The 24,767-nt window shown below is 71.8% G+C and carries 12 protein-coding genes and 1 pseudogene; 5 read left to right on the top strand and 8 right to left on the bottom strand.

From position 1 onward, the window contains the following. Nucleotides 1-13: 13 nt before the first annotated feature. The 4 genes from LNW71_RS19955 to LNW71_RS19940 form a co-directional block, all read right to left on the bottom strand. Nucleotides 14-928, bottom strand: a complete 915-nt coding sequence (locus LNW71_RS19955; RefSeq protein ID WP_250969475.1) for an LPXTG cell wall anchor domain-containing protein — start codon at nucleotides 926-928, stop codon at nucleotides 14-16. Between the two features lie 349 nt (nucleotides 929-1,277). After that, nucleotides 1,278-2,384, bottom strand: a complete 1,107-nt coding sequence (gene prfB / locus LNW71_RS19950) for a peptide chain release factor 2 (protein ID WP_250969474.1) — start codon at nucleotides 2,382-2,384, stop codon at nucleotides 1,278-1,280. 114 nt (nucleotides 2,385-2,498) lie between these two features. Next, nucleotides 2,499-3,749, bottom strand: a complete 1,251-nt coding sequence (locus LNW71_RS19945) for a serine/threonine-protein kinase (RefSeq protein ID WP_250969473.1) — start codon at nucleotides 3,747-3,749, stop codon at nucleotides 2,499-2,501. A 201-nt stretch (nucleotides 3,750-3,950) separates the two neighbouring features. Then, nucleotides 3,951-5,591: a serine/threonine-protein kinase gene (locus LNW71_RS19940; RefSeq protein WP_250969472.1), complete on the bottom strand. Its 1,641-nt coding sequence runs from the start codon at nucleotides 5,589-5,591 to the stop codon at nucleotides 3,951-3,953. Nucleotides 5,592-6,110: 519 nt separating this feature from the next. Here LNW71_RS19940 and LNW71_RS19935 point away from each other — a divergent pair. The 5 genes and pseudogenes from LNW71_RS19935 to LNW71_RS19915 all read left to right on the top strand — a co-directional run bounded on the left by LNW71_RS19935 (nucleotide 6,111) and on the right by LNW71_RS19915 (nucleotide 16,725). Further along, nucleotides 6,111-9,983, top strand: a pseudogene (locus LNW71_RS19935) (FHA domain-containing protein). 231 nt (nucleotides 9,984-10,214) lie between these two features. Next, nucleotides 10,215-11,585, top strand: a complete 1,371-nt coding sequence (locus LNW71_RS19930; protein ID WP_250969471.1) for an extracellular solute-binding protein — start codon at nucleotides 10,215-10,217, stop codon at nucleotides 11,583-11,585. 153 nt (nucleotides 11,586-11,738) lie between these two features. Further along, the gene (locus LNW71_RS19925) at nucleotides 11,739-13,025 is read left to right on the top strand and encodes a sugar ABC transporter permease (protein WP_308294570.1); all 1,287 of its coding nucleotides are present in this window, start codon (nucleotides 11,739-11,741) and stop codon (nucleotides 13,023-13,025) included. Continuing rightward, a complete protein-coding gene (locus LNW71_RS19920) occupies nucleotides 13,022-13,945 on the top strand; it encodes a carbohydrate ABC transporter permease (RefSeq protein WP_250969469.1) in 924 nt (307 codons plus the stop codon). Before LNW71_RS19925 ends, LNW71_RS19920 begins: the two co-directional genes overlap by 4 nt. 407 nt (nucleotides 13,946-14,352) lie before the next feature. After that, nucleotides 14,353-16,725, top strand: coding sequence for a CDP-glycerol glycerophosphotransferase family protein (locus LNW71_RS19915; protein WP_374119432.1), 2,373 nt, complete (start codon nucleotides 14,353-14,355; stop codon nucleotides 16,723-16,725). A gap of 321 nt (nucleotides 16,726-17,046) precedes the next feature. Here the strand turns inward: LNW71_RS19915 and LNW71_RS19905 are convergent, their stop codons facing one another. The 4 genes from LNW71_RS19905 to LNW71_RS19890 form a co-directional block, all read right to left on the bottom strand. Next, nucleotides 17,047-18,561 carry a bifunctional glycosyltransferase/class I SAM-dependent methyltransferase gene (locus LNW71_RS19905; RefSeq protein WP_250969467.1) on the bottom strand — a complete coding sequence of 505 codons (1,515 nt, stop codon included), beginning with the start codon at nucleotides 18,559-18,561 and terminating at the stop codon, nucleotides 17,047-17,049. 80 nt (nucleotides 18,562-18,641) lie between these two features. Further along, on the bottom strand, nucleotides 18,642-19,871 hold the full coding sequence (locus tag LNW71_RS19900) for a hypothetical protein (RefSeq protein WP_374119530.1): 1,230 nt from the start codon (nucleotides 19,869-19,871) through the stop codon (nucleotides 18,642-18,644). Between the two features lie 279 nt (nucleotides 19,872-20,150). Further along, nucleotides 20,151-23,696, bottom strand: coding sequence for a bifunctional glycosyltransferase/CDP-glycerol:glycerophosphate glycerophosphotransferase (locus LNW71_RS19895; RefSeq protein ID WP_250969465.1), 3,546 nt, complete (start codon nucleotides 23,694-23,696; stop codon nucleotides 20,151-20,153). A gap of 389 nt (nucleotides 23,697-24,085) precedes the next feature. Then, entirely contained in the window at nucleotides 24,086-24,691 is a 606-nt protein-coding gene (locus LNW71_RS19890; RefSeq protein WP_374119431.1) for a TetR/AcrR family transcriptional regulator, read from the bottom strand. Between the last annotated feature and the right edge of the window lie 76 nt (nucleotides 24,692-24,767).

Below are 24,767 nucleotides of genomic sequence, written 5' to 3'. Positions count from 1 at the left end.
ACCGCTGTCGGACCTAGGCGACCGTACGGCCGTTGACCAGACGCGGCAGGAACCGGAAGCCGATGCCTCCGGCGATCATCGTCGCGGCACCGATCAGCAGGAACGTGGTCTCGGCTGCACCGGTCTCGGCGAGCTCGTCCTTGCCCTTGCCCTGCTCGGCCGGCTGGTTGCCGACCGAGTCGGTGTCGGTGTTGTCGGCGCACTCGGCACCGTCGAGGTCGACGGTGCAGGTGTTGGCGTCGTCGCCACCGGTGGCGGACCCGGTGCCACCGGTCGCGTCACCACCGCCGGCAGCGTCACCGCCACCGTCGCCGCCACCCGCAGCGTCGCCGCCACCAGCAGCAGCGTCACCGCCACCCGCAGCGTCTTCACCACCAGCAGCAGCGTCACCGCCACCCGCAGCGTCTTCACCACCAGCAGCAGCGTCACCGCCACCCGCAGCGTCCTCGCCACCAGCAGCAGCGTCACCGCCACCCGCAGCGTCCTCGCCACCAGCAGCAGCGTCACCGCCACCCGCAGCGTCCTCGCCACCAGCAGCAGCGTCACCGCCACCCGCAGCGTCTTCACCACCAGCAGCAGCGTCACCGCCACCCGCAGCGTCCTCGCCACCAGCGACATCTCCACCACCGGCGACATCGGCGCCACCGGCGACATCGCCACCACCGGCCACGTCAGCACCACCGGCCGCGTCGCCACCACCAGCAGCGTCTTCACCACCAGTGGCGTCACCGCCGCCGGCCGCGTCGTCCTCGCCGCTGACGCCGATGTTCAGGCCGTCCTGGTTCGCCTCGGCGTTGACGCCGATACCCGGGACCTCGACACCGATGCCGATGGCCTGCGCCGCACCTGCGGCGGTGAGCGAGGCGCCGGCGGCAATGACCGCACCGGCGGCTATCCGCGCGACGCGGACTCGCGTCTTCTTCGTCATGTGCTGCTACCCCCAGTAGCTGTTCTCGTCAATGGAGCAGCCATATGCGGGGCGGTGGCCCAGCGGGGTTTGCTCCGAACGCCGGCCCACGTCGTGCCGTGGCCATGCCGCCCGCCCCCGATCACACCCGTCCCAGACATACGCATGCTGCTCCAGCAGCCTGTCCAGAGTTAAGGACTACGTCAAGGCCGTTCCGAGGAAAGTGCCCCGTTTTGACGCCAGTTGACCGTCATTCGGAACCACGACTGTGACGCACTCACCACGACATCCCCCCCAACTCGCCCGAACCGGAACAAGGAAGAGCCCGGGCGGTGGTGACCGCCCGGGCTCAACTGCTGTGCGGGTGAGGCTACTTCTCGCTCTGCTTGCGCCAGCGGATGCCCGCCTCCACGAAGCCGTCGATCTCGCCGTTGAAGACCGCTTCCGGGTTGCCCATCTCGAACTCCGTACGCAGGTCCTTGACCATCTGGTACGGGTGCAGGACGTACGAACGCATCTGGTTGCCCCAGGAGTTGCCGCCGTCGCCCTTGAGCGCGTTCATCTTCGCCTGCTCCTCCTGGCGGCGGCGCTCAAGGAGCTTCGCCTGGAGGACGTTCATCGCGGATGCCTTGTTCTGGATCTGCGAGCGCTCGTTCTGACAGGAGACGACGATGCCGGTCGGCAGGTGGGTCAGCCGGACCGCGGAGTCCGTGGTGTTGACGCCCTGGCCGCCGGGGCCGGAGGAGCGGTACACGTCGATGCGGAGCTCGGACTCGTCGATCTCGACGTGGTCCGTCTGCTCCACCACGGGCAGCACCTCGACGCCCGCGAAGGACGTCTGGCGCCGGCCCTGATTGTCGAACGGGGAGATCCGGACGAGCCGGTGGGTGCCCTGTTCGACGGAGAGCGTGCCGTAGGCGTACGGCACCTCCACGGCGAAGGTGGTCGACTTGATTCCGGCCTCTTCGGCGTAGGCCGTCTCGTAGACCTCGGTCTTGTAGTTGTGCCGCTCGGCCCAGCGGAGGTACATGCGCTGGAGCTTCTCCGCGAAGTCTGCGGCATCGACGCCACCGGCCTCGGCGCGGATGGTGACCAGGGCCTCGCGGGCGTCGTACTCGCCGGACAGGAGGGTACGGACCTCCATCTCGTCGAGCGCCTTCTTGACGGAGGCCAGCTCCGTCTCGGCCTCGGCGAGCGCGTCGGCGTCACCCTCGTCCTCGGCGAGCTCGAAGAGGACCTCGAGGTCGTCGATCCGGCCGCGCAGGGCCTCGGTCTTACGGACCTCCGCCTGCATGTGCGAAAGCTTGCTGGTGATCTTCTGCGCCGCCTCCGGGTCATCCCAGAGGGACGGCGCGGCCGCCTGCTCCTCGAGCACGGCGATGCCCGACCTCAGCGCATCCAGGTCCAGGACGGCCTCGATCGACCCCATGGTCGAGGAGAGGGACTTCAGCTCTTCGGAAATATCGACGACTGCCACGGGTCCAGCGTAACGGCTGTCGGCGCGGACGTTCCTCGGGCCGCGTGATCGCCGCTGCGGCCGCCCTCTCCCCACCCGTCGCCTCCGGAGCTCCGGAGGCCGGGTTCCCGGTGCTCAGGGGGTGCCGGGAGCGGAGTTCTTCGTGTCCTGCGGGTTCGCGCCCGTGTCGTCGCCGCCCATCGCCAGCCAGCCGCCCACACCGACCCCCGCGACCAGCAGCAGGGCCGCCGCCCCCAGGGTGAGGCGGCGCTTGCGGATGGCCGCCGACTTGTTGCGGGCCGAGCCCGGGCGTGGCCGGCCCGGGGCGCGCGGGGCGCGGGCGGTGCCCCGGGGGCCGCCGGAGAGCTCGTCGGGGGCCGGGACGCGCATGCTCGTGTGGGTGTCCCGGTTGGAGTCCGGGGACGACCCGGGGACCAGCGGGACCGCGCCGCGGCGGCGGGGTTCCTCCGCCGCCGGGGTGTACTGCTGCTCGTCGTAGCCCTGCCCGTGCGGCTGGGGCTCCGGTTCGTCGTCCGGTTCGTCCACGTCCAGCGGCGGGATGCCCGTCAGATGCGGGAGCTGTTCGCGCAGCCGGGCCGCCAGCTCGGAGGCGCGCAGCCGGGAGGCGGGGGCCTTGGCCAGGCACTGGACGAGCAGCTGCCAGAGCTCCTCGGGGATGCCGGGGAGCGGGACGACGGTCTCGGTGACATGGCGGCGCAGGACCGCACCGGGGTGGCCGCCGCCGAAGGGCGTGAAGCCCGCGAGGAGCTCGTACAGCACCGTCGCGAGGGCGTAGATGTCGACGGCGGCGCGCGGCGGGAGGCCCTCGACGATCTCGGGGGCCAGGTAGTCAGGGGTACCGATGATCTTGGTGGCCTTGGTGCGGCGCGGGGTGTCGATCAGCTTGGCCACGCCGAAGTCGGTGAGCAGCGCGGGGTGGGAGTTGCCGGGGCCGAGCGGGCCCTCCATGTCGAGCAGGATGTTCTCCGGCTTGACGTCGCGGTGGACCACCCCGGCGGCGTGCGCGGCGGCCAGGCCGTCGGCGACGTCCGCGACGATCGCCACGGCGGCCGCCGGGGCCAGCCGGCGTTCGCGGTCGAGCCGGGTGCGCAGGTCCGTGCCGCGGACCAGGTTCATGACGAGGGCCAGGTCGTTGCCGTCCACCACGAGGTCGCGCACGGCGACGACGTGCGGGTGGTCGAGTCCGAGCAGGGCGGTGCGCTCCTGGACGAAGCGGCCCACGAGTTCCTGGTCGGACGCGAGGTCCTCGCGGAGCAGCTTGATGGCTACGGGCCCCTCGGGGCCGTCACCGAGCCACACCGTGCCGGCGCTGCCGCGCCCCAGGATCTGGTGCGCGGTGTACCGGCTGCCGATATTGCGTGCCAAGACTGCTCCCTCAGCGGCTGGCGATGGACCCTCGCTCAACAACCCCCGGTCGACAAAGTTACGCGGCGATCGGGGGGTTGCGTGCCCTGGATGGCGCCAACCTTCACTTCTACGGGCGAAATGCCGCGGAATTGACCCGCAGAAGTCGACATAGCTACAGGACTGCGGAGCGGCCGGCCGGACCGGTGGTCCGGCGCCCCGTCAGTTACCGCTGCTGCCGCCCACCTTCGAGACCCAGTCGCTCACGGTGGAGGCCGCGTCGCTGATCGCGTGCCAGTAGCTCTGCCCCTGGCCGATCCAGTCCTTCAGCGGGGTCAGTTCCCAGACCAGCCAGCTCGCGACGAAGAGCAGGACGAGCGTGAACAGGCAGCCCTTCAGACAGCCGAGGCCGGGGATCTTCATCGGGTTGGCGCTGCGCTGCCTGGGCTCGCGGGGCGGCCGCTGAGCAGGCTGCTGGGGCTGCTGCGGCGGCGCGTACTGCTGGCGCTGCTGCTGCGGCTGGTACTGCTGTTGCTGCGGCTGGTACTGCTGCTGGGGCTGCTGCCGCTGGGAGTACTGCTGCGGCTGTTGCTGCTGCTGGCGACGCGGCTGCTGTTGCTGGGGCTGCTGCTGACGCTGGGGGCGGCGGCGCAGCGGGTCCTGGCTCGGGTCGAGGTACTGGACCTGCGTCTGCTCGTTGCGGTCGCGTGCGGCCTGGAGCTGGGACTGCCAGGGGTGCGGCCCGTCGGGCTGCGGAGTCCCCTCCGGGCGCGGCGGGACGGGCGGCATGACCGAGGTCGGGTCGGCGTGAGTGCCGCCCTGGCCGGGGTTCTGCTGCATCACGCTGGTGGCCGCGTTGGGGTCGTAGGCGTTCGGGTCGTACGAGCCGGCGTTGCTCGGCAGCACCTGCGTCGGGTCAGCCGCCCCCGGCGCCTCCGGGACGGCCGTGGGCGCCGGGTCGGGTGCGAGCAGGGCGCCCACCCCGTCGGCGGCCGCGATCTGCGCCGAGTTCGCGTGCACACCGATGCCGGCGGCGACGGTACGCAGCGCGCGGGCCAGGTTCTCGGCGCTGGGCCGCCGGTCCGGGTCCTTGCTGAGGCAGCGCTCCATGACGGTCCACAGCGGCGCGGGAACGGTACTGGGGCGGCGGGGCTCCTCGCTGAGGTGCCGGTGCAGGACCTCCAGCGCGGTGCCGCCGGCGAACGGCGGCCGGCCGGTGAGCAGCTCGTACAGCAGGATTCCGGCGCCGTAGATGTCGACGGCGGAGGTCTGCGGACGGCCCTCGGCCGACTCGGGCGCCACATAGGCCGGCGTACCGACGAACTCGTGGGTCCGGGTCAGCCCCGGGGAGTCCGCGAGCCGGGCGATGCCGAAGTCGGTGAGCATCGGGTGCATCCTGCCGTCGCGCTCGTCGAGCAGCACGTTGGCGGGCTTCAGGTCGCGGTGGACGACGCCGTCGGCGTGACTCGCGGCGAGCGCGTCCGCGATCTGCGCGGTGAGCAGCGAGGCGGCGACCGGGGTGAGCGGACCGTTGTCGCGGAGGTAGCGGTGCAGGTCAGGGCCGTCGACCAGGTCCATCACGAGGGCGAGGAGATCACCCTCCACGACCAGGTCCCTGGTGCGCACGATGTTCGGGTGGGTCAGCCGCAGCAGCACGGAGCGCTCGCGCAGGAACCGCATCACGACATCCGCGTCGTTGGCGAGCTCCTCCTTGAGGACCTTGATCGCCACTGTCTCGCCGGGCTGGCCGGCGACGGCCGCCTCGGCTCCCGCGGCCTCGCGCTGGCGGGCACGCCAGACGGTGCCCGTGGCGCCGCGTCCCAGCGGCTCCTCGAGCAGGTACTTGCTGCCTACCGGCCGCACGTCATGCGCTCCCTGCTGATCGTGGTGCTTGCGGTCCCCCGGATCCGTCCGGGAGTTTCCGGCCCACTCTAGGGCCTGCCCGGCCGATCATGGCCGGGGTCACGGCGGTGGATGACCGGGTCCGGCAGGTTACCGCTTTGTCCGGAATTTCCGGAGGGGCCGGGTCTACCGTCCCGGGCGCACCGGTTGCGGAGGAGGACGCTCCTCTCGGACGGATGGTTGCCGCACAGGGGTACGAGGAACGGCTCCGGGGCCGATGCGGACCTCGCCGGCCCCCGGCGAAGAACGGGCCAAGCAGGCACTTTTGGGCGCACAGCCGACCTTTCAAGATCACTTAGCGGCGACCCCCGGGCGTGTTGTCAGTGGCAGGTGCGAGGATGCCTCCAGCACGGAACCGTGGGGTCGGGAACCCGGGGTACGTGACGAACCTGTACCGGACGACGCGTCCGTGCCGGGTGGGGGGAATCACAGGGCATTTCCCCTGCCGGGCACCCCGCGCAGAAGGGACCGCTGACGGCGATGCAGATCCGGCTGACCGTCCTCGCGCCGCGCAGCGGCCAGACCCCGGCGCGCGCCTGCGACGTGCTGGTCACCGCCCCCGCGGGGACGGCACTGGCCGCGGTGGCCTCCAATCTGGCCGCGGCCGTCTCCGGCCCCGACGGCTCCCTCGGCAGCGGCGCGGTGGTGCTGTTCGCCGGGCGCGAGCGTCTCGACTCCCACCGGTGTGCGCTCGGTGAGCCGCCCCTGGTCGACGGAGCGGTGCTCTCCCTCCAGGTCCGGGCGGGGACGAGGCGGCGGACGACGCCGTTCCGGCCCAGCTGCACGTGATCGCGGGCCCGGATGCGGGCGGGGTCCATCTGCTGCACGGCGGACAGATCAGGATCGGCCGCTCGGCGGACGCCGACGTCCCGCTCGACGACCCGGACGTGTCCCGGCTGCACTGCGCCGTGACGGTCTCCGAGGACGGCCGGGTCGCGGTGGCCGACCTGGGCTCCACCAACGGCACCTCGCTGGACGGCGCGGAGGTCCGCGACCGGCCGGTCCGGCTGAAGCCCGGCGCGTTGCTGCGGCTCGGCGAATCGACGCTCCGGCTGACCTCGGGTGCGCGTACGCCGACGCTGGGGACGGCACCGGACGGCGAGGGGCACCTGAGGGTGGCCAGGGCGCCGGCCGACGCCGCGGCCCCGGGACCCGGTGACGATTTCGGCTCCGCCCACGCGTACAGCGCCGCGGCGCCCCCCGGCCCCGGCTCCTACGAGGAGTCCGCCGCCTCCCACGACCGCCACCACGACCGCGACCACGAGCGCGGTTCCGAGGACGACCGGGGCGGGCGGGCCGTGGCGCGGCCGCAGTCCGGTTCCGGGCGCGCCGGCCGCTTCCCGGACGAGGAACCGCCCCGTCGCGGCGGCATAGGGGCCTGGGCCCGTCGGCTCGCGGGCGGCAAGGGCGATCCGGTACACGAGAGCGCGCCGGACGAGAGCGGTCCGCCGGTCCCGTCCGCCGCCACGTTCACCGCGCTGCCGACCGCCCCTGAGGGCACCTGGCCCGATCCGGCGTCCGTACTGCTGACCGCGCTCGGCCCCGGCCCCGGCTGTGGGAGCGCGACAGTACGCATCCGGAGGCCCTGGTGGTCAGGCTGGGCACCACCGACCGGGCCGAGCTGCCCGTCGTACCGGTGACCGTGGGGCTGCGGGAGGCGGGCTCGCTGGGGCTCGCAGGACCGCGGGACCGGCTGACCGGACTCGCCCGCTCGGCGGTGGCACAGCTGGCCGCCCTGCACTCCCCCGCCGATCTGGAGATCGTGCTGATCAGCGCGGACCGGGCACGCGGCGTCGACGAGCGCAGGCGGGAGTGGTCCTGGCTCGGCTGGCTGCCGCACCTGCGCCCGATGCACGGCCAGGACTGCCGCCTGCTGCTCGCGTACGACCGCGAACAGGCCGCCGCCCGGACGTCGGAACTGGTGCGCCGGCTGGACGACGGGCCCTCGGTCCCGGCTGGGCGAGCCTCGACCGCGCGACGGTCGCCGAGGCCGCGCTGCACCACGCGGGCCCGTTCACCGTGGTGATCGTGGACGGGGACCCCGGCTCCGCGGTGCTGCGCGAGAACACGGCCAGGCTGGCCGCGGCGGGCGCGGCGGCGGGCATCCATCTGATCTGTCTGGCCGAGACACCGGCCGCCACCCCCACCTCACCGGTGGCCGCGACGTACGAGGCGGCGTGCCGGGCCTCGATCGCCTTCCGGGAGTGCGGGGCCGTGGCGATGCTCAGCGGGGATGTGGCCACGGCCCTGCGGCTGCTCCGCACGGCGGGCGGCCGGGCGGCCGGCCACGGCACGGTTGCCGCGGTGGACGCGGTCTCCGCGAACTGGGCGGAACGGTTCGGCCGGGCGCTGGCCCCGCTGCGCGCGGAGGGTTCGGCAGCGCTGACGGGCCGCCCGGCGGCGGTGGCGCTCCCGCCGTCCGCCCGGCTCCTGGACGAACTGGGCCTGGCCCGCGCCACCCCCGCCTCCCTGATGGCCCGCTGGGCCTCGACGGCGGACGACCAGCCGGGCGCGACGGTCCGCGGCTCGGGCAGCTGGACAGCCGGTACGGGTACGACGGGCGACGACCCCCGCGGCTCCGGCCGCGCCCGCGTGGGGGCCCAGCGCACGAGCAGCGAGCCGTCCCGCACGTCCGCCGCCCCGGACCCGGCCGACGGCTACGCCCCGGGGTCGGGCCGGACCCCGTACCCCGCTCCCCGAGGGCCGCGGCGGCCCGGACGCGACGCACCCGGGCGTGCCGCGCGGCGCCGGTGGCGACACGTACGACAGCACGGACTCGGGCCGCACGCAGTACCCCGACCGCCCAGGTTCCGGCCGCACCCCGTACCCGGACCGCGCGGGCTCGGGCCGCACCCCGTACCCCGGCAGCACGCCCGCCGGCGGCCGTGGCGACACCTACGACAGCGCAAGCTCGGGCCGCACCCCGTACCCCGGCAGCCGTGGCGACACGTACGACCGCACGGACTCGGGCCGCACCCCCTACCCCGACCGCTCCGACGTCCCCGCCTCCGGGCGCACCCCGCACCCCGTGTCGGCGGGCAGCGCTACGACGGGGCGCCTGGGGACACGCCCAGTTCGCGCACCCTGCCGGGCTCCGACACCCGCTCCTGGGGCGGTTCAGGGGACGTGCCGGGGGCCGACAGCCTCCGGTCCGCCGGGTCGGGGCGTTCGTCGAGCCGGGTCAGCGGGCCGCGTCAGGGCGACGCCCCGCAGGTCGCGACGCGCGGCGGCGGGCCCGGACGGGGCGGCGCGGACGCCGGCCCCGGCCAGGCATCCGGCGCCCCGGCCGGCTCCGCGGACAACGGCGCGGCCCCCTTCGCCTCCCGGCCCGTCGTGGTGCTCGGGGCCGGGCCCCGGGGACCGGTGAGTGTGGATCTCGCCGACGAGGGGCCGCACCTCCTCATCGAGGGCCCGGGCGGCAGCGGCCGTACCGAGCTGCTGCGGGCCGTCGCCGCCTCGCTGGCGGCCGCCGCCCGGCCGGACCGGCTCGGCATCCTGCTGGTCGACGGGGCCGGGGGCGAACGCGGCGAGAGCCTGCACCCCTGCACCGAACTCCCGCACGTGTTCACGCACTTGGTGGCCTCCGACCCGGTCAGGATGCGGGAGTTCGCCCAGGCGCTGGGCGGCGAGCTGAAGCGGCGGGCCGAACTCCTCGGTGGGCTCGACTTCACCGAGTGGCACAACAGGCCCGAGGTCGCCCAGCGGATGGCCGGCCGCCGGCCCCCGAGCGCGTCCGAGCAGCGTGGCGACCTGGACTCCTCGATGAGCGGCACCCTGCAGCTGCGGCCCGCCGCGGCGCGGCAGGCCGAGCCGGGGCCCTCACCGCTGCCCAGGCTCGTCTTGCTCGTGGACGACTTCGACGCACTCATCGCCCCGGCGCTCGGCAGCCCTGGGCGGCCGGCCGCCGGCTCGGTCGTACGGGCACTGGAGGCCGTGGCCAGGGAGGGCGGCCGGCTCGGCGTCCACCTGGTCGCCACGTCCGCCCGCCCGGACCGTACGGAGGACACCGAGCTGGCCCGCGGGGCCCGGCTGCGGGTCGTGCTCGATCCGCCCGTCGTCCCGCCCTCGCCCGACGATCCGGCGCCGGGCCGCGGCCGGCTCGGCCATCCGGACGGGCGGGTGACGCCGTTCCAGGGCGGCCGGGTCACGGGGCGCATCCCGCGTACGGCGACGCTGCGGCCCACGGTCGTACCGCTGGAGTGGGAGCGGATGGGCGACCCGCCCACCCGCCGCCCGCTCCGCGAACTGGGCAACGGGCCGACGGACCTGGCGCTGCTGGCCAGTGCGCTGGACCGGGCGGCGCGTTCGGTGAACGCCGCGCCGCTGGCACCGCTGGCGCCCGCCCATCCCTGAGGGACGACGGGCCCGGCCGACGGGCCTGTCGTCCCCCAATCGCCTGATACCGCCGTTGATCTCACGTCACGAGCCCATCACGATCACCGAGTTGGGCGCGAGGGTGGTATTGCGGCACCCGGATGCCGGGCGTAGGACTGTGCGCACACGATGACATGACGTATGACCGGCACCCCCGGGACTCCGGCCGGGTGCCCGGTCAGTGCACGCGCACAGAGAAACGGGGCAGGGATGCGCACAACGCTTCGGATTCGTAGGGCCGCCATGGTGTTCACAGCCATCGGCGCACTGGCCCTCACCGGCTGCGGCGACGACGGTGACGGCGGAAAGACAAAGCCCGACGGGGGTGCGTCCGGGGGAACCAAGGACAGCGCGTCGAGCGTCGAACTACCGAAACTGAACGGCGAGAAGATCTCCGTCGCGGCCGTCTGGACCGGCCCGGAGCAGGCCAACTTCGTCAAGGTCCTGAAGGAGTTCGAGAAGCGGACAGGGGCGAAGGTCACCTTCGTGCCGGCGCAGGACCCGATCGTCAACTTCCTCGGTACGAAGATCGCGGGCGGCCAGCCGCCGGACGTCGCGATGATCCCGCAGGTCGGTGCGATCCAGCAGGCCGTGGCGAAGAAGTGGGCGAAGCCCGCCGGCCCGGAGGCGAAGGCCCAGCTGGCCAAGAACTACTCAAAGGTCTGGCAGGACCTCGGCGCGGTCGACGGCACCCAGTACGGGGTGTACTTCAAGGCCGCCAACAAGTCCCTGATCTGGTACAACACCAAGGCGTTCGAGAACGCCGGGGCAGCTGAGCCGAAGACCTGGAAGGACTTCCTGACGACCGCCGAGACGGTGTCCGCGTCGGGAGTCACCCCGGTCTCGGTGGGCGGCGCGGACGGCTGGACGCTCACCGACTGGTTCGAGAACATCTACCTCTCGCAGGCGGGCCCGGAGAAGTACGACCAGCTGGCGCAGCACAAGATCAAGTGGACGGACCCGTCCGTCAAGGACGCCCTGACCACGCTCGCGCAGCTCTTCGGCAAGCCCTCGCTGATCGCGGGCGGTGCCGACGGCGCGCTGCAGACGGAGTTCCCGGCGTCGGTCACCCAGACCTTCACCGGCGGTGACCAGCCCAAGGGTGCCATGGTCTTCGAGGGTGACTTCGTCGGCATCAACATCGCGCAGACCAAGGCCAAGATCGGTACGGACGCCAAGGTGTTCCCGTTCCCCGCGGTCGGCGCCGAGTCGCCCGTGGTGACCGGCGGCGACGCGGCGGTGGCCCTCAAGGACGGCAAGGGCGCCCAGGCCCTGCTGACCTGGCTGGCCTCCACCGACGCCGCGAAGATCTGGGCCGAGCAGGGCGGGTTCATCTCGCCGAACAAGGCCCTGGACGCCGCCGCGTACCCCAACGAGGTGCAGCGCACGATGGCGAAGGCGCTGATCGCGGCCGGCGACGCCGTCCGGTTCGACATGTCCGACCAGGCACCGCAGTCGTTCGGCGGGACGCCCGGGAAGGGTGAGTGGAAGACCTTGCAGGACTTCCTGAAGAGCCCGAAGGACATCGCGGGGACCCAGGCGAAACTGGAGTCCGACGCGGCCAAGGCGTACAAGAGCTGACGCGATGACGACAGCCGCAGCGGGGGGCGCCGACGAGGTGCCCCCGCCGACACGCAACGGTCGGGCGGGACCTCGGTCCCCGCCCCCCGGAAGGCCGAACCCGGGAGTCCGCCAGGTCCGCAGGGTGCCGGTCCGGTGCGCAGCCGCAGGAGCGTGACCGGCACCCGCAGGGTCATCGCCGCGCTCTTCCTGCTGCCCGCGCTGGTGCTGCTCGGTGCGCTCGTGGTGTATCCGATCGTGTACTCCGTCTACCGGTCGTTCTTCGACCAGGCGGGTACCGGATTTGCCGGACTCGACAACTACAAGGCGCTGTTCACGGACGACACCATCCGTACGGCGATCAAGAACAACGCGATCTGGGTGGTACTCGCACCGACCGTCTCCACCGTCCTCGGCCTGATGTTCGCGGTGCTGACCGAGCGGATCCGCTGGGGCACGGCGTTCAAACTGATCGTCTTCATGCCGATGGCGATCTCGATGCTCGCCGCGGGCATCATCTTCCGGCTGGTGTACGACCAGGCGCCGGAGCGCGGCGTCGCCAACGCCGTGTGGGTCGGTGTGCACGACACGTTCGCCGAGTCGGCGGGCTTCCCCAAGGCGCACCCGCTGCCGGTCCATCCGCTGAAGGCGGCGGCCGGCGGCTCCTTCGTGACGAAGGTGCCGGTCCGGGCCGGCGAACCGGTCCAGCTGCCGCTGGTCGGGGTGCTGCCGGCGAAGATGCCCGGCGACGCCAAACCCGCCCACGCCCCGGCGACGGCGGACGACGGGAAGATCACCGGCACCGCCTGGCTGGACTTCACCAAGGGCGGCGGCGGTAAGCCCAACGTCATCGACGCCAAGGAGCTGGGGCTCAAGGGCATCAAGGTCGAGGCCGTCAAGGGCGGCAAGGTGGTCGCCTCGGCCACCGCGGCGGCCGACGGCACGTTCTCGCTGCCCGCCTCGGCGGACGGCGCCGAACTCCGCCTGCCGGCCTCCAACTTCAAGGAGCCGTACAACGGGGTCGACTGGCTCGGCCCGTCCTTCGTGACGCCGGGCATCATCGGCAGTTACGTCTGGATGTGGGCGGGCTTCGCCATGGTGCTGATCGCGGCCGGGCTGGCGGGCCTGCCGCGCGAACTCCTGGAGGCGGCCCGGGTGGACGGGGCCAACGAGTGGCAGGTGTTCCGCCGGATCACGGTGCCGATGCTCGCCCCGGTCCTCGCGGTGGTGCTGGTGACGCTGATGATCAACGTCCTGAAGGTCTTCGACCTGGTCTTCATCATCGCGCCCGGCTCCTCGCAGGACGACGCGAACGTGCTGGCGCTCCAGCTCTACCGGTCCTCGTTCGGCACGGACGCGGATCTGGGGATCGGCAGCGCCATCGCCGTGCTCCTGCTGCTGCTGGTGGTTCCGGTGATGCTCTTCAACATCAGGCGGATACGGAAGGAGGGGCGCCGATGACGACACCCTCGACCACGGCCGCGCCCACCGGGACGGGCGCTGCCCCGGGCCCCGGAGCGGCGAAGACCGGGCGGTCCCTCGGCGCCCGGATCGCGGCCCGGGCCGGCGGCGGCGTGATGCGGGTCGTCCTGATCCTGGTGGCCCTGTTCTGGCTGATGCCGACCATCGGGCTGCTGCTGTCCTCGCTGCGCAGCGCGGACCGGATCGCGGCGACCGGCTGGTGGAAGGTCTTCACCGTCCCGTCCGAGCTGACCTTCGACAACTACCAGCGCCTGCTGGACAATTCGACGATCACCGATTCGCTGTTCAGCACGATCATGATCACCGTCCCGTCGACGGTCCTGGTCGTGGTGATCGGCTCGCTCGCCGGGTACGCCTTCGCCTGGATGGAGTTCCCCGGCCGCGACTGGTGGTTCCTGGTGGTCGTGGGGCTCCTGGTGGTCCCGGTGCAGGTCGCGCTGATTCCGGTGTCCAAGCTGTTCGGCGCGGTCGGCATCTTCGAGACGACCTTCGGCGTGATCATCTTCCACACCGCCTTCGGCCTGCCGTTCGCGATCTTCCTGCTGCGCAACTTCTTCGCGGAGATCCCGCGGGAGCTGCTGGAAGCGGCCCGGCTCGACGGGGCGGGTGAGATTCGCCTCTTCACCCGGGTGGTGATGCCGCTGGGCGGGCCTGCGATCGCCTCGCTCGGGATCTTCCAGTTCCTCTGGGTGTGGAACGACATGCTGGTCGCGCTGATCTTCGCGGATTCCGACTCGCCGCCGATCACCGTCGCACTCCAGCAGCAGGTACGGCAGTTCGGCAACAACATCGACGTCCTGGCGCCCGGCGCCTTCGTCTCGATGGTGATTCCGCTCGCGGTGTTCTTCGCCTTCCAGCGCCAGTTCGTCTCCGGCGTCATGGCGGGCGCGGTCAAATAGCCGCCCGGGCGTGATCCACGCCCGCAGCACGTCAACGCGGGGCAGTCCGGTTACTCACCCGGGCTGCCCCGCGCCCGTGCCGGAGCGCGCCGCGGCCCCGCGCGCCCCCAGATGTCCAAGGTTCACTTACTGTCCCGGGTAGTATGATAAGTGGGGGGCTTCATCAGCCGCGCGGTCGACCACATCGGCGGCAATGTGGTGCGTGTACCGTCCCGACACCGGTTCCGACGGGAATCACCGCGTCCATGTCCATGGATCGGATGGCTTCGGCCGACCGGCCGCCTCACCTGGGGCCTACCCGCCCGCCTCCCGACCATCGCACCCTCGCCCGCCCCCTGCCCGTTCTGCTGAGCGCTCCGCAGTAATCTGAGTGCTCCCCAGTACGCACAGTCCGAGAAAGAGTCTGTATGCCCCGGCTGAGTGTCATCATCCCCGTCCGCCGCGCCCGAGGAAGTCTGCGCGAGTGCCTGGAGTCGGTGCTCTCGCAGTCGTTCACGGACATCGAGGTGATCGGTGTCGATGACGGCGCTCCGGACGGCTCGGGCCTGCTGCTGGACGAGTTCGCCGCACGCGACAGCCGCGTCCAGGCGATCCACCTGCCCGCCGCCGGCGGAGCCCACGGCCGGCGCAACGCCGGAGCCGAGCGGGCCACGGGCGACTACCTCCTGTTCCTGGAGGGGCACTACATCCACCTGCCGGGCGCGCTGCAGACCGTGGCCGACCGGCTGGAGCTGGCCGGCGACCCCGACGTGCTGCTGTTCGGTCACCAGAAGCGCCCGTTCCGCGGCAAGGTCCGCCAGACCCGGTCGCTGGACCTGCTCCGCCGGATGCCGGCCGGCCCGCTCACCCTCGCGGAGCGCACCGACCTCCTCGACATCGCACCGGTGTCCTGGAACCGGGCGGTCCGCCGCACCCTCGCCGAGCGCGAGGGCCTGGCCTTCGGCCCCGGCCAGCACGGCGAGCGGATGTACGCGCTGGAGACGCTCGCCGTCGCCGGTTCCATCGCCACGCTGGACACGGCCTGTGTCGAGCACCGCCAGCAGCGCTACCTGCCCGGCCTGGCGGACGACGCGGAGCCGACGGACGGCTCGACGCCGCTGGAGCTGGTCGACGCCTACGCGGACCTCATGGCGTTCGTGGAGGCGCGCCCGGCCCTGAGCCCGGTACGCGGTCTGCTCTTCGACCGCGCCGTCCAGGAGCTGCTGTCCGCGTACCCGTCGGTGACCAAGCGCCGCAGGCAGTACGTCACCGCCGTCGCCTCCTTCCACAGCGCCCACCGCCCCGACGGCTTCAAGTTCCCGGGCGGCGCGAAGGGGCTGCGGCCCCAGCTGATGGGCGGCGGGAAGTACGCCGCGCTCGGCGCGCTGGACACCGCTCTCGCCACCCGCCGCGGGCTGCGCTCAGCGCCCACCACGGCACGCGCGAAGGCGAAGAAGTCGTTCACCTCGCGCTACTACAAGGCCCAGCGCAAGCTTCCCCTCGACCCCAAGCTCGCGGTCTACGCCGCCTACTGGAACCGCGGCGTGAGCTGCAACCCCGAGGCGATCTACCGCAAGGCCCAGGAGCTGGCCCCCGACATCCACGGGGTCTGGGTGGTGTCGAAGAACCAGGTGGACTCGCTGCCCAAGGGCATCGACTACGTGGTGCCCGGCACCCGCCGCTACTGGGCGGCGCTGGCCCGTGCCACGTACTTCTTCAACAACGTCAACTTCGCCGACCACCTGGTCAAGCGCCCCGGCCAGATCCACGTGATGACGCACCACGGCACCCCGCTGAAGATCATGGGGATGGACCAGCAGAACTACCCGGCGGCCGCGCAGGGGCTGAACTTCGACCGGCTGCTGAAGCGCGTCGACCGGTGGGACTGGAGCGTCTCCGCCAACCCGCACTCCACCGAGGTGTGGTCCCGTGCCTACCCGAGCGCCGCGCGCTCGCTGGAGACGGGCTACCCCCGCAACGACGTCTTCGCGACGGCGACGCAGGAGCAGATCGAGAAGATCCGCGAGGGGCTCGGCATCCGCCCCGGTCAGCGCGCCCTGCTGTACGCACCCACCCACCGCGACTACGAGGCGGGTTTCACCAGCCGCCTCGACCTGGACAAGTTCTGCGCGGCGGTGGGCCCGGACACCGTGGTCATGGTGCGCGCGCACTACTTCTACGGCGGCGCCGGTCTGCCCGACAGCCCGTCGATCATCGACGTCAGCGACCACCCGCGGATCGAGGACCTCTGCCTGGCCGCCGACGCGCTGGTCACGGACTACTCGTCGGTGATGTTCGACTACGCCCACCTGAACCGCCCGATCGTGGTGCACGCACCGGACTGGGAGACCTACCGCACGGTCCGCGGCGTCGTCTTCGACCTGCTGTCCGGCAAGCCCGGCGAGACCCCCGGTGCCGTCGCGACGACCACGGACGAGCTGGCCCAGGCCTTCACCGACGGCAGCTGGAACAGCCCGGAGAACGAGGCGCTGCTCAAGGCCTTCCGCGCCAGGTTCTGCCCGTACGACGACGGCCGCGCCGCCGAGCGCGTGGTGCGCCGGGTCCTGCTGGGCGAGGAGCCCCGGCGCCCGGCACGGTCTGACCTGCCCGCACAGCCACAGCCCGAAGGGCCCGCCGCCGGAACGTTCCGGCGGCGGGCCCTTCGGCGTGGGCGGGCTCAGCGTTGCTGGCCCGCCATGACCGTGGCGAGGCCGACGACCACGAGCAGCGAGCCGCCCCAGGTCCACATCGAGGTCCGCTCGTGCAGCACGGTGGCTCCGGCCAGCACGATCAGCAGGTAGCCGAGGGCGTTGAACGGGTACGCGATGGAGAGCGGCACCTTGGCCAGCGTCGACATCCAGGCGAGGGCGGACACCGCGAAGACCACCAGGCCGACCACGACCCAGGGGCTGGTGGCGGCCCGCAGCGCCACGGAACCGCCGTGCTGCCCGGCGGTGGCCGCGGCGCCCTTCATCCCGTGTTTGAGCATGATCTGGCCGCCCGCCGACGAGAACACGGCGAAGAGCAGCAGCAGCAGACTGGGAAGGGTCAAGACCTTGCTCCTGACAGCGGCGGCCGGGGTTTCGGACGCGGGGGCGGCGGTGGGTTCGGGGATGGTCGCCTCAGACGCCGACCCGGTCGGCAGGGACGTACTGTCGGTTGAGGATGTCCTGTACATCGACGTGCTCTCCAGCGATGATCGTCTCGGCCGCATGCGGGGTGAGCAGTGCGACGTGCTGATAGCCGAACAGCGTCGGCCTGATCCGGGTCAGCAGCCTCGACAGCCCGCCGAGTACCGCGGCGAGCGGGCCGCGCCCGAGCAGCGACCAGAACGGCGCCCCGGTGGAGGCGATGTCCAGGACGTCGTAGCCCGCGGCGCGCACCGTGCGGCGCAGGCTGGCCCGGGTGAAGAACCGCAGATGCGTTTCGTCGAGGATGCCGCGGCGGTCGTAGTCGAAGGCGCCGACCGCGACCCGCATCCGTGAGTACCAGTGGCTGAAGTTCGGTACGGACAGCAGCACCTGGCCGCCGGGCCGCAGCACGGTGGCGACCTCGGTGAGTACCCGCTCGGGGCGCGAGAGGTGCTCGATGACGTCCCCGGCCACCACGTAGTCGAAGTCGACGCCGACGTCGACCGGCAGCCCGTCCTCCAGGTTGGCGAGGTGGAAGTAGCTGCACTTCTCGCGCACTCCGGGCACCTCTACGAAGTCGACACCGGTCACCTCGTGCCCGAGCGCCTCCAGGCGCTCCGCGAACAGGCCGCCGGAACAGCCCAGGTCCAGGACCCGGCCGGGCGGCAGCTTGCGCATCTTCTCCAGGATGACCGCGTGCGAGGAGCCGTCGCCCTCCTTGAAGGCGTACTCGACGGGCTTGGGGATCCAGGCACAGGTGCCGAACCCCTTGACGGCCAGGCGGTATTCGAGGACGTCCTTGACCACGTCCTTCGCGTACTTCATGCCGTTGACGTAGCAGATCTCGTCGCCGTAGTACGTGGGCACGGGGATCTCCTTGATCCGCATTCCCGCGTTCAGCAGCTGGACGATGATCTGGGTGTCGAAGTCGAACGCGTCGGTGTTCCGGTCGATCGGCAGCTTCTTCAGCGCCTCGACGCTGTAGGCCCGGTACCCGGAGTGGAATTCGGTCAGCTGCGAACCGAGCAGGCCGTTCTCCAGCCTGGTGAGGATGCGGTTGCCGAGCCATTTGTACAGCGGCATACCGCCCTTGAGGGCGTTGCCGGATTTCATCATCCGCGATCCGAAAACGGCTTCGCATTCACCGCGTTCGATCGGGGCGACCATTTCGGGGAGCAGTTCGGGGGCGTACTGTCCGTCGCCGTGCAGCAGCACGATGATGTCGAGTCCGTGCGCGGCTGCCAGCGCGTATCCGGCCTTCTGGTTCCCCCCGTATCCGAGGTTCTTGGTGTGCCGCATCACGACGGTCCGTGGCATTCCCTCCGCCTGGGACCAGCGGCAGCCGGCGGTGAAGGTCGCATCATGACTCGCGTCGTCGAGAATGAGAATCTCGTCGACCCGGGAACGGAAATCCTCCGGAATCCGGTCGAGGGTCTTCTCCAGCGTTGTCTCCGCGTTGTACGCGACCACCAGGATGCCGATCCTGGGGCTCGGGCTTTCCTTCACGGGGCGTTCTCCAGTTGCGCTCGGTGCTCGGTGCTGGGGTCGGGGATGGGGCGGTGGCGGGTGCTGCGCCGGTTCCACGGTCAGTTGACGGGGGAATCGGAGGGCTGCGAGGTACGGGGGGCGGAGACCGGTGTCCGCCCGGCGGGGGTCTTCGGGGGTGCGCCCGGCTGCGTGGCCAGGAGCCGTCGGACGCCGGTGACCAGACCGGCCGCGAGGACGAGCCAGCCGACGGCGCCCAGTTGCAGCACGAACTCGCTCCAGCGCACGGCTGAGCGTCCGCTGTAGCCGAGTACGGCCGTCAGTCCGGCCACACAGTTGAACGCGAGCCCTTCCCACCAGCCGAGAACGAAAATCCCGGCGGCCGCCCAGGTCAGGTACTGCAGGCCGGAGGCGGTGGACAGGAGCAGCAGCAGGCCGAGCGTGGCGCCGACCACCCCGGGCAGCTGCGCGGGCCGCAGCCACGCCAGCCGGACCCCCACGGCCACACAGACCAGCACGAAGAGGAAGTGCCCGCCGCCCTGCATGAAGGTGATGACGGGTTCCGGCAGTCCGAAGGCGTCGGCGAACCGGACGAGCCCCCAGAGGCGGTAGCTGCCGCCTGCGTACTCCAGGACGTTCGCCCTGAGCTGGTGCGGCACGGTCACCAGGACCGGTCCCCACACGAGTGCGAACAGCGCGCCGAACCCGGCGGCGAAGCGGACCAGCACCGGCCGGCCGCCGCGCAGCGCGACGACGAAGAGCGCGGGAATCACCACCACCGGGATGAACTTGACGCTGATCGAGAGCGCCGCGGCCACCCCCGCGGCCAGCGGGGACTTCCGGTCGGCCAGCAGATGTGCGGCGGCCAGGGCGAAGACGATGGCGACCGCGTCGGTGTTGCCGTGGTAGCCGGAGGTGGCGATCAGCACCGGGCTGACGGCCACTCCGACGCCGCACAGCACCGCCGTGCCGATGCCGGCGCGCCGCCGGACGATTTCGAACACGAGAAGTGCGCAGAAGAAATCGGCGATCGACGCAGGTGATCTGATCAGCGTGCCGAACGACATTCCGAGTTCGGACAAGCTGTTCAGAGCGAGCAGCATCCAGCCGGCCAGCGGCGGGTGGTTGTAGACGGGCAGGCCCGGCAGCGGATGCGCGTAGATGCGAATGGGGCCGTACACGGAGACGGCCTTGGCGAACCCGGCGAAGAAACGGACATCCGTCGGGCCCGGCACGTTCGCCGCGATGATCATGCGGGTGAGAAGGCCTGCGGCCGCGGCGACGAGCACAACGGCTCTTGCGCGTCGCACGTCCCAGGATTCGCACCGCATTCGGATACCCATGAAAACAGAACGTAGCAACCCGGCGACACTATGCAACGCACCGATGAACATACTTATGGGACACGTGGGTTAGATGCGCCGCACATCAGCGCAAACGCCGGGATGGCCGAATCACTCGAACGGTTCAGGCAGTTCGCACAGCCCGTGCGTCAATTCCCCTTCACCATCGCGGCGCCCGGCGGTTCCTTACACGCCGGTGCCCGGCCGGTACGGGTACCGGCCGGGCACTTGGGGCCCCGCTGGGGCGTTGTTCAGCGGTGGTGCGGACTACAGCATCCGGTCGACCACCCGTGCGGTCGCCCGGCCGTCGTCGAGGTCGCAGAAGTCCCGGCGAAATGCCTCGTACGCTTCCGCGTGTCCCGCGATGGCCCGGGCCGGATCGCGCAGGGCCGCGATGAGGTCGTCGGAGCCCGGGATCAGCGGGCCGGGAGCACGCGCCTCGAAGTCGAAGCTGAATCCGCGCAGCGTGTCGCGGTAGTGCTCCAGGTCGTAGGTGTGGAAGAGCATCGGACGGCCGGTCTGGGCGAAGTCGAACATCAGCGACGAGTAGTCGGTGACCAGCGCGTCGCTGATCAGCATCAGTTCGCCGACGTCCGGGTAGCGCGAGACGTCCCGGACGAATCCGGTGCCGCTGTCCGGCAGCCGGTCGGTGACCATGTAGTGACGGCGCACCAGCAGCACGGTGTCCGCGCCCAGTTCGCGCTCGGCCGCGGCCAGGTCGAGCTGGAGGCCGAGCGAGTAGCGCCCGCCGCCCAGCTGCTGGTCCTCGCGCCAGGTCGGGGCGTACAGCACGACCCGCTTGTCCTTGGCGATCCCGAGCTTCTCCCGTACCGCCTCGGCGAGCTTCGTCCGGTCGGGGGCGTGGAAGATGTCGTTACGGGGATAGCCGCACTCCAGCACCTCTCCCTCGAAACCGAACGAACGGCGCAGGACCGGGGTGGAGAAGGTGTTCGGGGAGACCAGGAAGCTCCACTGCTGGGCACGCTGCTTGAGGGTGGCGATGTAGGCGGCGTTCGCCTGGATCGTGCCCGCGAGCTCGAGACCGATGCGCTTGAGCGGGGTGCCGTGCCAGGTCTGGACGACGGTCTGGTCCGCGCGCCGCACGAACCACTCCGGCAGCTGCGTGTTGGTGACGATGTGCCGGCTGCGGGCCAGCGCCGTGTGCCAGGCGGCGGAGCCGTGCTCCACGGCGGTGGCGCCCGCGGGGACGATGGCCTGCTGGTCGCGCACGACCCACAGGTGCTCCAGCTCGGCGCCCCTGAGGACCAGTTCCTCGTAGACGGCGCGCGGCGAGTCGGAGAACTGACGGCCGTCGAAGCTGCTGTAGAGGACGGCCTCGCGCAGCGGCGCACCGCTCTGCGCGGTGTACGCCTCGCTCAGCAGCTTCTTGGCCCGCAGGCCCCGCTCCGCCGCGGTGAGCACCGGGGCGGACACGACCAGCAGCTGGTCGCCGAAGCGCCGCTCGATGGTGTAGTCCCGGCCGGAGAGGTTGCGGGTGGCGGGCAGGGTGCGGAAGGCGGAGGCCGGGATGCGCAGCGCGATGTCGCCGCTCTCGTCGCCCGCGCCCTTCTCGCGGAAGAAGAAGTACCAGTTGCCCTCGCCCAGCGGCAGCGCGCCGCCGGGTCCCTCGACGGCGTCCGGCCGCAGCTCGGCCCTGAACCGCCGGGCCTCGTCGGCGCCGGTGAACTCGACCGGGAAGACGGCTTCCTCGCGGTGGCTGCTGTTCTGGGCCACCAGCTCGACGGGGTGGTCCGGGTCCTCGGGGAACGTGCCCTCCAGGAACAGCTGGCCGTCCTCCGTCCAGCTCGCCAGTTCGACGGAGGGCTGCACGGCGCGGTCGCTGATCAGCAGGTTCCCGCGGGAGCTCGTGACGAAGGCGAGCTCGCGGCGTGCGCCGTCCTCGCCGCCGCCGAGCGGGTAACGGCCGGGGAGCACGGGGCCGGGCACGTCGATCGGCGTCTTCTGCCCCTTGGGGCCGACGAGATGGACGCTGTACCCGAGGCTCTTCGGCGCGTCGTCCGCCGTGGACCGGGCCTCGGTGACGGCTGCGAGCGGGAGCTCCGCGGTGAAGCGGCGCCAGCCGGCGGCCGAGGACTCGGTGCCCTCGCCCACCGCGACCGGGACCTCGTAGGAGGTGTCGGTGGCCTTGTGGCTGAGGCGGAGCTGCAGGGCGCCCTTGACGAGGCGGTCGCGGACCATGCCGGAGACCGTCACGGTGCCGGCCTTGTCGCCGGCGCGGTGGGTCTCGAGCCGGGCGTCGATCCGCTCCGCGTGCAGCACCAGCTTGTCGCCCTCGAAGGCGGGCACGATGCGGTGGTCCCCGTCCGGCCGGTACACGGGCGGTGCCACGGAGGCCTCGCGGACGGAGGGGAAGGCGCGGCGCAGCAGGCCGTTCCTGGCGATGCCGACCTCAAGCTGCCAGGTGAGCTGCTTGGGGGTGCCGTCGGCGGCGATGCGGAGCTTGGACGCGTCGACGACGGCCTCGAAGCCCGCGCGGTCGTAGTCGTGCAGGCTCTGCCGGGAGCGCGCGGTGGCCTCCGGCTCGTCGACCCTGCGCAGCCGCAGCGGCACGACGTTGCGCCGGCCAGCCCGCAGCCAGCCGATCCGGAACTCGCTGGGTCCCGAGGCGACGGGCAGGTTACGGATGTAGGCGTACCCCTTGAGGTGCAGCTTGCCGTCCCGCCACTGCGCGTCCCGCAGCCGGGCGGCGAGCGGGAGGTCGCGGTCGGCGACGCGCAGCACCTGGGGCGGCACGGGCTGCTTCAGCACCGGGTAGCTGGCCTGCCGGCGGCGCACACCGCGCACGCCGAAGGCCCCCGGCTCGCGCTTGTCGAAGGCGAGCAGGGCCAGCAGTTCGTCCATGCGCCGCTGACGCACCAGGTGCCACATCAGCCGCAGGCGCAGCGGAAGCCCGTCGAGCACCGCAGGGTCGACCTGGTCGGTGAACTCGTTGGCGTACGTGAGGAACGCGCTGCGGTACTCCTCGTCGCCGTCGGGCAGGACCTCCATGAAGTACCAGAGGTCGTTGGCGAGGGCGTGGGCCTCGTAGTGGTTCTTGTCGGCGGCCGTGCGGTTCTCCGCCAGGAAGGTGGAGACCTCCAGCACGTGCGCGGCCCGGTCGCGGATACCGCGGACGACGGCCCGGCTGGTGGTGATCGAGCCGGGGCGGTCGCGCCAGTAGTAGACCGGGTCCTTCACGATGTCGACGGAGCCGGCCAGGAAGTGGGCGGGCAGCACGACGGGGATGTCCTCGTAGAGCGCGCCGACGGGGAAGGCGAACTCGTGCTTGTCCCAGAAGGAGCGGCGGAAGACCTTGTTGCAGGCGATCCGGTCGCCGAGGAGGTCCAGGTCGCGGGAGACGTGGGTGCGCATCCGCGTCGTCGCCATGGGCTTGCGGAACATCGGCGACTGCTGGAGCTTGCCGTTCGTCCGCAGGCGCAGCACGTTGCCGGACGCGAGGTCCGAGCCGGTCTCCTCCAGCGCGCCGACGAGCTGCTCGTAGGCGCCCGGCGGGATGATGTCGTCGCTGTCGACGAAGGCCAGGTAGCGGCTCTCCGGGTCGCAGTTGCGGACACCGGTGTTACGGGCGTGCCCCAGCCCGCCGTTCTGCTGGCTCACCAGTCGGAAGCGGTCGTCCTGCGCGGCGAACTCCGCGGCCAGAGCTGCACTGCCGTCGGTGGACCCGTCGTCGACCATCACCACCTCGAGGTCGGTCATGGTCTGCTCCGCGAGGGACTTGAGGCAGTCCGTCAGGAAGAGTTCCACGTTGTAGACGGGGACAACGACACTGAGCCGTGGCGGCATGTTGAGCACGTCCGTTCATCGGGGGCCTGGCTGTCCGTATGGCTCAACCGTGTGAACGGTCGGGGGTCACCGGTTACGGTCCCGAACGAGTGACTACGCCTGCACCGTGCTCACCCCGCGAACAGCACCGCTCCGCTCCGATCGGATCCAGGGGTTCGTCCTCGGCGGTGACGGCAGTGCCCGGGGCTTCGCCCGGACGGCCCGGGAGCACGTTGACGCGCATGCTCACGGGAGGCCCGGTGGGCGGCCCGTCCATCAGACTAGCCGATGGACCGGTGGCCCTTAAAAGCACCTTCACGCCCCGGACCGCAGGGCAACCGGGGGCAGGCTCGCTCGGGACAACCGGGCCTGCCACGACCAGGGACGCAGCGCGTGCCCGGCCGGTTCCCCGTGGCCGGTCAGCGGGTGAGGGCGGCCACGGCCGAGGCCGCGAGGTCGTCCAGGTATCCCGCCGGCAGCTCGCCGCGGACCACGGCGAGGCGCCAGTAGAGCGGCCCGACGATCAGGTCGAGGGCGCGGTCCGGGTCGCTGTCCTGCGGCAGTTCCCCGCGTGCCACGGCGTCCCGTACGACCACGGCGGCGATGCCCAGCTGCGGGTCGAGGAGGGCGGCCTTGATGGTGTCGGCGATCTCCGGGTTCCGGGCCGCCTCGACGAGCAGGTCCGGGATGACCTGCGAGGCGAGCGGGTGGCGCAGCGCGTAGGCGGCAAGTTCGAGGACGGCGCGGACATCCCCGTGGAGCGATCCGGTGGCCGGGGCCGGCATGCCCTGCACCGCGACGGCCGAGACCAGGTCCAGAACCAGGTGCAGCTTGGACTTCCAGCGCCGGTAGACCGCGGTCTTGCCGACGCCCGCGCGCCGGGCGATGCCCTCGATGGACATCCGGGCGAAGCCGACCGCGGCCAGTTCCTCGAAGACCGCGCTGCGGATCGCATCGGTCACGTCCTCCCGCAGCACGGCGGCTCCGGCGGGGACACGGCGGCGGCTTCCCGGGTCGGTGGTCATGACCGGAATCATAGTCCGTGACGACGAAACGGTTGCGTTGCGACGTCGGTACGCCCTACCCTCGGCGTTGCGACGA

It is taken from the genome of Streptomyces sp. RKAG290 (assembly GCF_023701695.1).
Lineage (GTDB): Bacteria > Actinomycetota > Actinomycetes > Streptomycetales > Streptomycetaceae > Streptomyces.
The sequence above is the reverse complement of the archived record's forward strand: the minus strand, read 5'-3'. Positions and strand labels throughout refer to the sequence as shown.